At 35.1% G+C, this 14,477-nt stretch carries 10 protein-coding genes; 1 reads left to right on the top strand and 9 read right to left on the bottom strand.

The features are described 5' to 3' along the window. Positions 1 to 31: 31 nt before the first annotated feature. From AC07XN_RS18660 to AC07XN_RS18620, 9 genes are all read right to left on the bottom strand, one after another. Positions 32 to 376 (bottom strand): phage holin family protein, encoded by a 345-nt coding sequence (locus AC07XN_RS18660; protein WP_494744137.1) that lies wholly within the window; start codon positions 374 to 376, stop codon positions 32 to 34. A gap of 31 nt (positions 377 to 407) precedes the next feature. Further along, complete coding sequence (gene hisIE, locus AC07XN_RS18655; RefSeq protein ID WP_309923060.1) at positions 408 to 1,007, bottom strand: bifunctional phosphoribosyl-AMP cyclohydrolase/phosphoribosyl-ATP diphosphatase HisIE; 600 nt, start codon at positions 1,005 to 1,007, stop codon at positions 408 to 410. Between the two features lie 127 nt (positions 1,008 to 1,134). Further along, on the bottom strand, positions 1,135 to 1,905 hold the full coding sequence (gene hisF, locus AC07XN_RS18650; RefSeq protein WP_309923062.1) for an imidazole glycerol phosphate synthase subunit HisF: 771 nt from the start codon (positions 1,903 to 1,905) through the stop codon (positions 1,135 to 1,137). Between the two features lie 178 nt (positions 1,906 to 2,083). Continuing rightward, on the bottom strand, positions 2,084 to 2,806 hold the full coding sequence (gene hisA / locus AC07XN_RS18645; RefSeq protein ID WP_309923064.1) for a 1-(5-phosphoribosyl)-5-[(5-phosphoribosylamino)methylideneamino]imidazole-4-carboxamide isomerase: 723 nt from the start codon (positions 2,804 to 2,806) through the stop codon (positions 2,084 to 2,086). A 91-nt stretch (positions 2,807 to 2,897) separates the two neighbouring features. Beyond that, on the bottom strand, positions 2,898 to 3,260 hold the full coding sequence (locus AC07XN_RS18640; RefSeq protein WP_494744136.1) for a four helix bundle protein: 363 nt from the start codon (positions 3,258 to 3,260) through the stop codon (positions 2,898 to 2,900). Between the two features lie 101 nt (positions 3,261 to 3,361). After that, positions 3,362 to 3,949, bottom strand: coding sequence for an imidazole glycerol phosphate synthase subunit HisH (gene hisH / locus AC07XN_RS18635; protein ID WP_494744135.1), 588 nt, complete (start codon positions 3,947 to 3,949; stop codon positions 3,362 to 3,364). A 371-nt stretch (positions 3,950 to 4,320) separates the two neighbouring features. Then, on the bottom strand, positions 4,321 to 5,229 hold the full coding sequence (locus tag AC07XN_RS18630; protein WP_494744134.1) for a DUF72 domain-containing protein: 909 nt from the start codon (positions 5,227 to 5,229) through the stop codon (positions 4,321 to 4,323). A gap of 84 nt (positions 5,230 to 5,313) precedes the next feature. Beyond that, positions 5,314 to 7,875 carry a zinc-dependent metalloprotease gene (locus tag AC07XN_RS18625; protein ID WP_309923073.1) on the bottom strand — a complete coding sequence of 854 codons (2,562 nt, stop codon included), beginning with the start codon at positions 7,873 to 7,875 and terminating at the stop codon, positions 5,314 to 5,316. Between the two features lie 108 nt (positions 7,876 to 7,983). Next, the gene (locus AC07XN_RS18620) at positions 7,984 to 10,143 is read right to left on the bottom strand and encodes a ComEC/Rec2 family competence protein (protein WP_494744133.1); all 2,160 of its coding nucleotides are present in this window, start codon (positions 10,141 to 10,143) and stop codon (positions 7,984 to 7,986) included. A 145-nt stretch (positions 10,144 to 10,288) separates the two neighbouring features. Here AC07XN_RS18620 and AC07XN_RS18615 point away from each other — a divergent pair, with 145 nt between their 5' ends. Continuing rightward, positions 10,289 to 14,068 (top strand): SNF2-related protein, encoded by a 3,780-nt coding sequence (locus AC07XN_RS18615; RefSeq protein WP_494744132.1) that lies wholly within the window; start codon positions 10,289 to 10,291, stop codon positions 14,066 to 14,068. The last annotated feature ends 409 nt before the right edge of the window (positions 14,069 to 14,477 follow it).

Here is a 14,477-nt window from a genome sequence, read left to right as displayed (position 1 = left end):
AATTTGGGTAATATAAAATACTTATATGATATTAATCTTTATCAAAAAACCATCCTAATATTGTAGAGGTAATTGATAATACAAAACTAAAAATCAAAGGAGGAATAAAACCTCTTACTGAAAATCCATCAATAAAATAATCTACTATATATACTACTATTACATTGATAACTAACAAGAACAAACCCAACGAAAGAATAGTAATTGGGAAACTGATTAGTTTTAAAATAGGCTTCACAAAGGTATTGGCAAAACCCATCGCCAATACAACTAAAAAGGAAGTCTGAAAACCATCAATAAAAATTCCATTTATATATCTAGTACTAAACATAATGACAATGGCAAGGACTAAATACTTGATAATGAAGTTTATCATTTTACAATTTTATTTGTTTTTTAATATTCATTTATCTTGAATGTCTTGAGCGAAGTACATCAATAATTTCATCAAAGTCAAGTCCTCTTTGCTCTAATAGGACTAAATAATGAAATAATAAGTCCGCAGCCTCCCCTTTGAACAGCTCATCGTTGTTATCCATCGCTTCAATCACCAATTCTACTGCTTCCTCTCCTACTTTCTGAGCAATCTTATTTGTGCCTTTTTCGAATAAACTTGCAGTATAAGACTTCTCCGAAGGATTATTTTTGCGGTCACGGATGACAGCCTTTAGGTGATTCAACCATCCTGCTTGTCCAGGTTCATTTTTTTCACCCCAACAAGTGTCAGCTCCTGTATGGCACGTAGGGCCTGCGGGGTTTACCTTAATCAATAAAGTATCTTCGTCGCAATCTTTTAGAATTTCTACAACATGTAAAAAATTATCAGAAGTTTCACCCTTAGTCCATAAACGTTGTTTAGAACGGCTAAAAAAAGTTACTATTCCTTCACGCTCTGTTTTTTCCAAAGCCTCTTGATTCATATAACCAAGCATTAATACTTTTTCTGTCTTTGCATCTTGTATGACAGCAGGGATTAATCCACCCTGTTTTTCAAAGTCTACTTTCATTTTTTTCAAACCAATTTGGTTCTTTATGGTTATTTTCTTGAAATAATAGCAATCCTAATTCCTAAAAGAATTAAAACAACCTCAGTTACTCTCTCTTGAATTTTAATAAATAATCAACATCATTTCATTATAATCTCATCGAAATACCTTTATCTCTCAAGTATTCTTTTAATGCAATAATATCAATTTCTTTGAAATGGAAAATACTAGCGGCTAATCCAGCATCAGCTTTACCAATAGTAAACACTTCATTAAAATGTTCCATAGTACCTGCCCCACCTGAGGCAATAATAGGAATAGAAGAATTACCCGAGATAGTTGCCGTTAATTCATTGGCAAAACCTGCTTTGGTACCATCCGTATCCATTGATGTCAATAAGATTTCTCCTGCACCACGGTTTTCTACTTCTTTCGCCCAATTTAAAGTTCGGTATTCTGTTGGTTTTCTTCCGCCATGCGTATGTACTATATGTTCTTTAATACCTTTATCCGTTTCAACAAAGCGTGTATCAATCGCTACGATAATACATTGCGAGCCAAACTGCAAAGCTAATTCGTCAATTAGTTCTGGTCTACGCACTGCCGAGGAGTTAATAGATACTTTATCAGCTCCAGCATTGAGAAGTGCAGACACGTCTTCGATAGATGAAATGCCTCCTCCAACAGTAAAAGGAATATTTACATTACGAGCTACGTTTCTTACTAAATCTATTAATGTTTTTCGATTGTCCACCGTAGCAGTAATATCCAAAAATACTAATTCGTCTGCTCCTTGTTCCGCATAAATTGCCCCTAACTCTACGGGGTCTCCAGCATCGCGCAGGTTTACAAAGTTTGTGCCTTTTACCGTACGACCATCTTTTATATCAAGACAAGGTATTATTCTTTTTGTAAGCATTGTTATAGCTATCGGCTTTGAGCCTTTTTTTATTTTAAGACTTTAAGACTAAAGGACATTAGGAACTTATATTATCAGCGACATCAGCGTATTTTTTCTGCGAAAATCTGCGGGTAAAAAATATTTTCTTCTTAAAAAATAAAGAAAATTCCGAAAATTGACATCTCAAAGCTCACAGTTATTGATGCAATGCTGCAATCTGTTTTAAGCTAATTCTTCCTTCATAAATTGCTTTACCAACAATTACTCCGAAAATATTCATTTCGTCTAATTTCAAAATATCATCCATTACCGAAACGCCTCCACTAGCAATAATTTGTAGACTAGGAAATTGGTCTTGTAAATTTTTATATAATTCAAAACTTGGTCCTTCTAATAATCCGTCTTTAGCCACATCTGTCGAGATAGCATATTTTGCTCCTTTTTCTATATAGTTTCCTACAAAGTCGTATACAGAAGTAGTAGTAGCTTCTTCCCAACCTGAAATAGCAATTTTTTCATTGCGAGCATCAGCCCCTAAAATAATCTTTTCGCCACCGTAGCTCTGTAACCATCCTTCAAATAAAGTAGGATTCTTTACGGCTACACTTCCGCCTGTCACTTGTTTCGCACCTGAGTTAAACGCAATTTCAATCATTTCGTCAGACTGTACACCTCCACCAAAATCAATATGCAAATTGGTTTTGGTCGCCAACAGTTCTAATACTTTATGGTTAACGATGCGTTTTTGTTTTGCTCCATCTAAATCAACTAGGTGCAAACGCTGAATGCCAGCATCTTCGAACGACTTGGCGACTTCTAATGGGTTTTCATTATAGATTTTCTTCTGAGCATAATCGCCCTGTGTAAGACGAACACATTTCCCGTCGATTAAATCTATGGCTGGTATTATTTGGATCATTTTTTTGATTATTTAGATACAAGATGAAAGAAGCAAGAGACAAGATTTTAGAAAAGAACAATAAGATATTTACCATCAAATTTTTTATTGTTCAATTTTTTGCTTCCAGACTTCTGCCCAATCCATGTATCATTTTCTGTATTTCTTGTATTTGATTTAGTAGTATTTCTAATTCGCTCACTGAAATAAAATTCAAGTTTTTAGCTACAATCAACTGTGTTTCTACTTCAAAAGCCGAAGCAATACTTATAGATAAAAATCGAACAAACTCTTTATTTCCTCTTCCTGAACCTTCCGCAATATTTGAAGGAATAGATAAAGCAGCTCTACGTAATTGAGAAGTAAGACCATAAATTTCATATCGTGGAAATGTAGCAGACTTCTCGTATATTTTAGTTACAAAATCAATAGACAGTTGCCATACTTTCAATTCTTTAAAATTGTGTAAAAGCATATTTTGAAAGTTTTAAGGTTATAAAATCTTTATTAACTCTTTCGTTCATTCATACTCGCAACAACTACCATTCTTACCTCTTGTATCTTGCCTCTAAAGTCTCAATCAATCTTCAAAAAATTCTCAATAATCCTCTGCCCCTCCTTCCCACTGATTTCGGTGTGGAATTGGGCGGCGTAGAAATTATCTTTATGGAGCATTGCTGAAAAAGGCTGAACATAATCGCATTCTGCCACAGTGTATTGACTGATTTCGGCATAATAGCTATGCACAAAATACATAAAAGCACTTTCTTTTAAGCCATCGGTCAGCTCGCTTTTAAGGTTGTAAATGTTATTCCAACCAACATGAGGTACCTTAAAGGAAGTAGCATCAAAACGTTTTACATCAATATCAAAAATTCCCATGCAGGTAGTGTCATTCTCCTCAGAATGGCGACACATCAATTGCATACCCACACAAGTACCCAAAACAGGTTGTTTCAATGAAGGGATAACCTTATCCAATCCTTTTTCACGCAGATAAGCCATCGCAGTACTTGCCTCGCCTACACCGGGAAAAATCACTTTATCAGCCGAACGAATTTCATCCTCATCATCTGTCCAAAGATAATTTACACCTATTCTATCCAAGGCATACATTACCGACTGAACATTCCCTGCATTGTATTTGACTATTACTGTTTTCATTTTTCAGAATTAAGGGTAAATCGCTGTTATGCTCGTTTAAACTCAGCGTTTTGCATAAAAAAAGCCTGACTCTTTTCAGGAATCAGGCTTCTATTTATATCGAATACTTGTGTCGTTGCTATTGGCACAATACTCATCAGCCTTCCCTGTTTAGGAAATTACATGATGGTAATGATGTGTGCCTTTGAAAATCATGATGCAAAAATAGTTATTATTTTGAAATTTACTTCCTAAAGATTTGGTATTTAGTGTGAAATAGGATAAATTTTTCTTTAGCTGTGAGCTTTGAGCTATCAGCAATGAGCCTTTTTTCTTTTTATTCAAACATTATTAAAGTTGAAAACTCATAACTGATAGCTCAAAGCTCACAGCTAAAACAAACTCATCTGTTCTACTTTTGGTAAGAACTTTGGCTCTTTTAGGTTTAAACTACAATGCTTATTCAATTGCTGAATCCAATAAAGGGCTAATTCTGGTGCAAAGGTACTTTCGCAAATATGTACAAAAATATAGGCTTCTTCTAAACCCTGATGAAACCATGTTTTTAATTTTTGTATCCATTCATCTACACGCTGACGGTCGGAAGAATGTTCATTTCCCACCCAACGGATTGTGGCTATTTTGTTTGATAAACTTTGGTGCACTACATCCCTCCTTCCTGCTACATCCGTTATAACAGTGCCATGCCCATAATGATTTAACAATGACAAAGCTTCTTGCCAGATTTTTTCATTTTTAAACCAGTCTTCATGTCGAAACTCTACAGCTATTCTCAATTCAGGAGGCAAATCTTTAAGATACTTTTCTAAGGCATAAAATTGTTTTGGTGTAAAATAGGGTGCTAATTGTAAAAATGGCATTCCCAGTTTTTCATCCAAATCCAATATTTTACGACAAAAAGCTTCTGTTAAACTTTCTGCCTTTTGAAGCATTTTATCATGCGAAATAATTTGAGGAAACTTTGTACAGAAGGTAAAATTATCTGCCGTTTCTTCTTTCCATCGCTCAATCGTTTCTTCACTTGGAATTTGATAATGAGTAACGTTCAGTTCAATCGTATTAAATTGTCTGGAATAAAGCGACAAATAGTCAGCCGTCTTGGCTGAATGTGGGTAAATTTTTCCGTTCCAATCTTTGTTTGACCAAACCGGACAGCCAACGTGTACAATAGGTTTTTTGACAGGCACATTGCCCAATACTTTTTCATTGAAAGTATTGTCTGCCTGTAAGGTGAAATTTACTTTATCTATTTCTTGTATAGGTAGTTTACCGAAATCCATCTGATTAATTATTAATATTTAAAGATAACAAAAAAATCCTGCCAGTACTGGCAGGATTTCATTATCAAAACAAATGGTCTATTGTTATTTAGGATCTAGTCCTTTTTCTATTCTGAATAATACATCTTCAAAATGATATTTTGTCATTTTGTCGCTTGTTAAAGGCAAGGCTGCTTTCAACTCACTTTTCAATGCTAATAAATGACCACGCGTTACCGAAGTAATATCCGTTTTACGAGGATCAACCGCAGCAGGAACAACAGTTCCTCTGAAGCTAAACCCGCCCGAACCACCTACAGCAGTACCATTTAAGATGCTAATCATTTTTTCAACATACACTTTTTGTAAGTTTCTGCGTGTAGCATCTGTTACTTTGTGTGTACGTGCTTCAGACCAAATAGATGAACGAACATCTGTAAAGAATTCATCTAAGCCATAGCTCGCTGGGTTCTTAGCATTCATTTCAACCAAACGTTGTAGGCGGTCTGAAGTAAATAAATTATTCAAAGTAGCTTCCTGAATACGGCTGATAGCATCGACACCATAGTCTGGACGGATTTTTGTAATAATTTTATCATCTAATAACCAAGACGGCGTATCAAAAACCTGACGGTTTAACCATAAAACAGCACTTTTCTGAACAGCCTTAGGTGTTGGTTCATATACTGCTCCTTGCTGATCCATCGTTTTTGGCGTTTCATAAACACCACCAACGTTTTTGCTAACATGACCAATATAACGACGATATTGCGTAACAATTTCGTTATAAGCCTCTGATAACATATCATAATCCTGTGCTTCTTCTTTCGTCCATTCTGTTAAGTTTGGTACAATTCTTTTCAAGTTTTTGATACCATACTCACTTGCTAACATATTATCATCGCCCAAACATTCACTTTGAGTACGAGGGTCATAAGGGTTTGTTTCTGTTCCGAACCAAATTCTTGGGTTTTTAGCAAACTCTTGAATATATTGTTTATTAAGTGTTTTTTGGTCTTCTTCAGGTGTTTCACCGTCTAATGCTTGGTATGCCCACTTGATAGCCCAAATATCATATTCACCAATGCGTGGATATAAGTCTTTCACACCGTCTTCTGGCTGTGCTACATAGTTGAAACGAGCATAGTCCATGATTGATGGAGTATGTCCATGTTCTGCAATCCATTTCGGGTCACGAAGTTTTTCAACTGGTACAGTACTGCTTGAACCATAATTATGACGTAAACCGATAGTATGACCCACTTCGTGTGATGATACAAAACGAATCAAATCACCCATTAACTCATCATCAAACTTATTTTTTCTTGCACGTGGGTCAACTGCAGCAGCTTGAGTCATATACCATTTTTTCAATAACTTCATTACGTTATGGTACCAACCAATATGGCTTTCTAGGATTTCTCCAGAACGTGGGTCATTTACGTTAGGGCCATAAGCATTCTCGATATCCGAAGCGAAATAGCGAATCGCTGAATAACGAGCATCTTCTAAGCTAATCGTTGTATCTTTTTCTGTCAAGATTTCTCCACGGATAGCATTTTTCCAACCAGCTGCTTCAAAAGCTTTTTGCCAATCATCAACACCCAGCTTCAAATATTTACGCCATTTTTCAGGTGTCGCAGGGTCGATATAATATACGATTGGTTTTTTAGGCTCAATCAATTCTCCTCTTTTTTGCTTAGCAGCATCTTCAGCATTTTTAGGCTCTAATCTCCAACGAACCGCAAAAGTTTGGTCCTCTGTACGTTGTGAATTATCATCAAACACTGTATATCCAGTAGCAAAGTATCCAACTCTGTTATCGAAATAACGTTTTTTCATTGGCTTGCTTGGCAACAAAATCATTGACGTATTCAATTCTATCGTAACTGCTCCAGTAGCCGCTGCCGCTGGGATATTTACTGTAGGAATTGGACTTGGTGCTCCACCTGGCATTGGCGGAACAGCATTAAATGTTTTAACCGTCCTGATTTCCGTATTGATTGGATACGATTTGATTGACTGTATATAAGAACGATCAAGGGCTATTGAGGTAAACTTATACGTTGTTTTTGCATAAGGAGGTAAAGAAAATATCTGATTATCTCCTTTGAAAAAATCTGTTACTTCAATTACCGAAGCACTCGTTTTGCTTATAGAATCTTTTTTGATAGCTTTTAAATCAAAAGCCTGAGCGATTGGCTCTACGTTAGAGTTCTTAACAGCTTTGTAAAGTGGTGCTGTAGAATCAGCAGAAACATTGATGTACTGAACCGCACGTAAGAAAATTTTATTTTCTGGTGCTTTCTCGAAACGAATCACCTGACGGTTCAACATTTCACCACCATAAGTACCCGGAATCGTTGCTGTTTTAGCAAGACGCGTAATACTCATGATTTCTTTTCCCATCAATGAGTCTGGAATTTCGAAGAAATATTTATCCTCAATTTTGTGAACCGTAAAAAGCCCTTTTGAAGTTTTAGCTTTATCCGTAATTACCTCCTTATAAGGCTTAGGGCCAGTCTTAGGCGCTTCTGCTGGTTTAGGAGCTGTCGCTGTCGTGGCGGCCGCTGGGGCTTTAGTATCTCCTTTTTTGTCTTGTGCATTTACTGTAAAAGCAAAACATGACAAAGCAATCAGAGAAAGTTTTGTTTGAGTTTTTAGCATGATGACTTTAAATTATTAGAATTTTAAGGGGTCTAAATTAAGTGATTAAGGTGTATTTTGGAAATTTTGTTTGATGAGTGGTAATAGTTTACTTAATACTTTGTCGTATTAATCATCAACACCTATTTGATACGCATTATTTTTTCGCAAATTATGATAAGTTATCCCTAATTGTTTTGCTTGATTACTCAGTTTATCAGCATACCAATCTGTATAAGAAGCATCTATGATTAAACACTTGAATTGCACTTTATCCACCAGCTGATTTAAATCAAGTACAGATTTGTTGGCTAGAATCACATAATCGAAAAACTGTTTTTGAGCATCAATGTTTTTCTTTTTTAAATTTTTACCTATCCATAAAAAGGTCTTATCATGCCAAGCCAATATTGTTATTGAATCCTTGCTTTGGGAAATCATGTCGAAATCTTTTAGGCGTTGATTGTCCATTAAGTTAATTTTCATCGTATCAACTACCCCACATTTCGCCCAAAGGTTATTCAACCTAAAACCAATGTCTTTTCTACTTTCTAAAAGTGATTTGTCTGCCAATATTATTGCTTTTTTGCCTTTAATGATGGAAAAAGCACTGTGTTTTGGAATAGCATGAATTATTAAAAAATCTTGACTTCGTTGCCTAATATTTTTACTGATAATAAACACTATTAACAAGCAAACAATAAGGCTACTGATACGAACCCACTTAAACAACTGTGTTTTCCACAAAGCTATTAGGGCAAAAATAAGCGCATATAATAAGTACATTTCCAACTGTGAAATCCACAAAAACTTAGTAATGGCAAAAGGGAGACCTTCAAACCATAATACTGTTTTATTCAATGCTAAAATCAAAAACTTAAAACATTGACCTAAAACATTGATAATTTCCTGTTGATGAAAGACTAATAACAATGCTGCAAAAAATACAAAGAATAGCCCAGCTATCAAGACCACAGAAGAAAGTAAGATTACTAACGGATTAGCCAACAGAAAATAATTCGGAAATTGGTGGAAATAATAAATAGCAATTGGGAAAGTCGCAATCTGTGCTGCAATGGCTACGGTGCTTATTTGCCAAAGATGAAAACCAAGCCAATGTAGCCAACTTTCAGTTTTATCGATTATTATAAAAGGACTAAGTTTTGGCTGAAAATAAATCATCCCAAAAACAGCTAAATACGATAATTGAAAACCTACATTAAATAAAAAAAGCGGATTTATCAACAACAAACAGAAAGCCGAGAAAGCCACAGTGTTATAGGCATTATCCTTCCTTTGAAATGTTCTGGCAACTAAAATCACCGAAAACATAAAGGTAGAGCGTAGTACTGGCGACGACAATCCTGTAATGAAAGCATAGAACCATAGGATAATTAAGGTAATGCTTAGTATGAGAAGTTTTCCATTTTTGCCCCATTTCTTTAAAAAGCTAAGTATGAAAACCAAAACACCATAAATTATACCTACATGTAAACCTGAAACAGATAATACATGTACTGCACCCGTAGCAGAATAGGCTTGCATTAAATTGTTATCAATATCATCTCGCTGACCTAAAATCATGGCATTCGCTACACCATATTGCTCTTTACCTTCTACAAAGGTGGTTAAAATAGAATCAGCCAATAAATTAGTTTTAATGGCTAAAGCCTTTATGGTATTTTGTTCCGAATGCCCTACTTGTTCAATTATTGACGCACGACAATATTGTTGAAAACCTATATTTTGCCAAGCCATGTATTGACGATAGTCGAACTCTTCTGGATTTCTAGGTGCTGAAATCGCTTGGGGTGTTCCTTTAATCAAAAAGACATCCCCATACTTTGGTTTTTCCACAGTTTGATTATCAAAATAGAGCAGTATTTTTCCAGAAGTTGATAATATACGCTTATCGATAATCACCGAACGAACCTCAGCGATAGCTTTCCATGAATTTTCTTTCTCTTCGACCAAGTTATCCACAATTACTTCATAATGGCTAAGTCTTGAAACATAGTGTGAATAATGCTGTGGATAATTATTTTCGGTTGAATGAAAGGCAAGCAGGTAACCTGTGAAAGTTAAAGCTACTAATCCACAAATGCCTGTAAGTATATGGTTTTTAATTTGTTGCCTGAAAAGGTACAAGGCTACATATAATAATATAAGGATTAGCCAAAGCCCAAAAATAAGCTTGATATTCAAAGGAGTAAAAAAATTGTAAATCACAATGCCAAAAATCAAGGCAATTGTAAAACGGACAAAAGGGAATGTAGAGAAGTAGTTCATCTATAGCGACTTAAGGTATAGTAGCCTAAATTAATAAATTTATATGAAAAGTAAATTATTGACCTTTTCTCTTTTAATTAACTTTTCCACTTCTTTTATCTGTATCTTTGCGGATTAGCCGATTTCAAACAAAGCATTCAGAAAAATGTCAATAATCCTTGCAGAAAAATTAAGAAAATACCTCAAATCAAATGCCTTACCGCAAAGTGTTTCTCGTGGTAAGATTATTTATCAAAAAGGGGGTACTACATTTGAAAAAATATCCTACACTGATAAAGGCGAAGCTACTATTAAAGTAAAAAGTGATTCTAGTTCAAAATTTTATACCGTTCATATTCGCAATTGGAATACAGCCATTGTAAGCTCTAGTTGTTCTTGTGACTACGACTGGGGTGGGATTTGTAAACACAGAGTAGCAGCCTTATTATTTTTAGAACAAGATTTACTTACTCGCAAGCCAACCATCATACAAGCACTTCCTTTAAAGAAAACATATCCTACATCATACCACATTATCAGAATTAGTACTTTCGACGACTGGTCATTGAAAAGTCATTCTAGTTTAGATGATTGGAAAAATAGGGCTAGTGTTCAAAATGTACAAATTATTTCAGCAATTGATGGCATCGCCATCGTAGATGTAGAATACAAAAAAGAGATTTTTCATTTAAAATTTGAAAAGCTCCGTTTCAATAGTGAAGTAGCCACTTCTTGCTCTTGTGCGCAAGATATCGAAAACCAACTATGTATCCATAAAATTGGTGCATTGATTGCCATTCGTGATACTTATGGTCCGAATAATCCATTCGACAGGATGCGTGATTATACCGTAGAAAAAAACAAACTACTATCTGAATATGGCTTTACTTTAGAAGACGATTTACAAGATAAATTTGATTTTAAACTAAAAGCGGATGGCTCTGTTCAGTTAGTTCGTATCGACCAAAGTATTCAAAAAATCAGTCAATTTCAGAACTGGAGAAATATCAATAATCGTATTTTCCGTACGCCTGAAAATTCTTATTTAATCAACAACGATGATGTTGATAGAGAGCTTCGTCAAATTTTATATGTGCTACGTTTCAAGGGAATAGAATTTGTAAACGATGTAGCGATTGATACCTATTCCTATAAGGCAGGAGCAAATGGCAAAATGGCCTATATCCGTTCGCTGAAAGATAGTGACTTTGAAAGTTTCCCAGTATTGACCGATGCCGATAGCCAAGTGATAGGCTTAATTAATAGTATTAAGGATGACGGACTGAAAGCTTTTGGTAAGAAAAAAGATTTACGCTTGCCTTATTTCTATGATTACCTGAATCGTGATGAAGTATCTGCTAACGACTTACCCATTGTAGAAGAATATATTAATAAGAAGTTAGACAGAATTTTTAATCTATTAGCCGACAAACAAGTTCATACCAGTAAGACCTCTTTTGTGAGCAGTCAAGTTGATGTGGAAGAAATAAAAATTGGTAAAGAACGTATATTCCTCTCCTTTACCTTGTCAGAAGAAGACGATTTTATTGTATTAGAAGGTTTTACTACCATCAATCAGAAAAAAACAAAGCTTGCATCTTTAGTAAATCCTAATAGTTATTGGGTACGTAGCATCGGCAATGTTTTGTATAAACTGGCCAATCCTGAGGTAGCCAATTTATTAAGTTATCTTCCAAAGAATGGCGTACTCAAGGTAAAGAAATCTAATTTTGGTGGTTTCTTTCAAGACTTTGTTTTGCCTCTTGCTGATAAATTCACTGTTGATTTACAAATCAATCAGGAAATTGAAAATCAATATGTCAATTATCAACAGATAAAAATCTACCTGAAAGAAGACGAAGGCAATTTGCTCTTTGTACCTATGTATGAATATGAAAACGGGTTAGAGTTTTCTCATGATCAAAAAACAAACAAAATAAATTTTGAGAACGAAAAAATCACTATTCTGCATAGAAACTATGAAGCTGAGAAAAACTATTATGGTCTTATAAAAGAACAGCATCCTTCTTTTGAAAATCAAAGTCAATATCCTTTCTTCTTCCTTTCTTTCAATAATGTTCTGAAAGACGGATGGCTTTATAAGTTTTTCGAAGCCATGAAAGCCCATGATATCACGATTTTGGGGTTCAAAGATTTAAAGAAGTTTAGGTATAATCCACACAAAGCAGAGTTTAATATCAAAGCAGGTTCGGGCATCGACTGGTTTGATATGAAAATAGAAGTACAGTTTGGTGACCAAATGATTGGTATCAAGGAAATTCAAAAAGCTGTTTTGAAAAAACAAAACTACGTTGAATTAAAAGACGGTTCTTTGGGAATGTTACCAGAAGAATGGCTAAAGCGATATGAAAGTGTATTGAAGCTAGGAAAAGTAAAAGGTGATCAATTACAGCTTTCCAAAATGCACTTTTCATTAATTGATGAATTGAGCAAAGACATCGATAGCTTTGAGTTTGAGCAGGAATTGTATGAGAAAAAACAAAAACTGCTTAATTTTAAAGAAATGGCAGAGATTGAGTTGCCTAAAAACATCAATGCTCAACTACGCGACTATCAAGTAGAAGGTTTTAAATGGCTGAATTTCTTAGATGAATTTTCTTGGGGTGGCATCCTTGCCGATGATATGGGGCTTGGTAAGACGCTTCAAATGCTTACTTTTCTTCAAGAACAACAGAATCGTAACCCACAAGGAGTAAACTTAGTAGTCTTGCCAACAACATTGATTTTCAACTGGCAAGCTGAAGCACTAAAATTCTGTCCAGATTTAAAATTGTTTGTTCACCGTGGGGGTACTCGACAAAAAATCAACGACCACTGGCGAGAATATGATATTATTTTAACGACTTATGGCATGGTGCGTTCTGATATTGAAATATTTCGTGAGTTTGATTTCAATTATATTATCCTTGATGAATCACAAGCTATCAAGAATCCAGATTCTTTGATTTCCAAGGCCGTTAAATTACTTCGGTCACGTAATCGCTTGGTGATGACAGGTACACCTGTGGAAAACAACACTTTTGATTTATACTCTCAAATGGAATTTATCAATCCAGGGTTATTAGGCAGTGGTGAATTTTTCAAGGCTGAGTTTTCAAACCCTATCGATAAGAACCAAGACAAAGAGAAGGCTTCACAGTTACGTAAAATTGTGTATCCTTTTATGCTCAAAAGAACTAAGGAGGAAGTAGCGAAAGATTTACCTGAAAAAACAGAAAGTATTATTTACTGTGAAATGGACAAGAAACAACGAAAGGTGTATGATACTTTCCGTGAGATTTATCGCCAAAAATTGGTGGATAAAATGTCAGTAGATGGTAGAGAAAAGGCTGCTTTCTTGATTCTTGAAGGTTTATTAAAGCTTCGTCAGATATGTGATAGCCCAGCGCTATTAAATGATGATACCGAATATGATACAAATTCAGCCAAGCTAGAGGAAATCATTCGTGAGATTGAAGAGAATGCTGGAAATCATAAGATTTTGATTTTTAGTCAATTCTTAAAAATGTTGGATCTAATTAAACAACATCTTGAAAAGCATAACATCAAGTACGAATATTTAGATGGTAAAACGACTGACAGAGCGGATAGAGTAAATCATTTCCAAGATGATGAAACTTGCAGAGTATTTTTGATGAGCTTGAAAGCGGGTGGTGTTGGTATTAACCTTACTGAAGCTGATTATGTTTATTTAGTAGACCCTTGGTGGAACCCTGCCGTTGAACAGCAAGCAATTGATAGAACGCACAGAATCGGACAAAAGAAGAGTGTATTTGCTTACAGAATGATTTGTAAAGACACCATTGAAGAGAAAATATTATTGCTTCAAGATAAAAAGCGAGACATTGCTAAGGATATTATTAGTACGGAAGATGGGTTCTTGAAAAAACTATCGCAGGATGATATCATTGATTTATTCTCGTAGGGTTTTTTTTGAGGACTTGAAGACTTAAGGATTTAGAATTGTAGGACTTAAAGACTTTAGGGTGTTTATCATCTTACAGTTTTTAAGTCTTTTTCACTTAGAGGCTGACTTAAGTCAGCCCCTAAATGAAAATAGCAGATCCACACCATAAATAAGATGTAGCTCTGCTATTTTTTGTTCTTCCCAAGGTCATATTGCATATGCCTCTGTACTTACCTATTCTTGTGTATTTTCTCTTGTGTCTTATAGTCTCCAAATCCTTTAGTCTTTCAGTCCTAAAGTCCCTACAACACCTATTCTTGTGTCTTTTATCTTGTGTCTTATAGTCTCCAAGTCCTCCAGTCTTTCAGTCCTAAAGTCCTCAAGTCTTCAAAACAAGAAGAGCCACCCTTTCGAGGTAGCTCTTTGT

Source organism: Arcicella sp. GW458-12-2-14-TSB2 (assembly GCF_059423785.1).
This window is presented reverse-complemented; position numbering and strand designations above follow the sequence as displayed.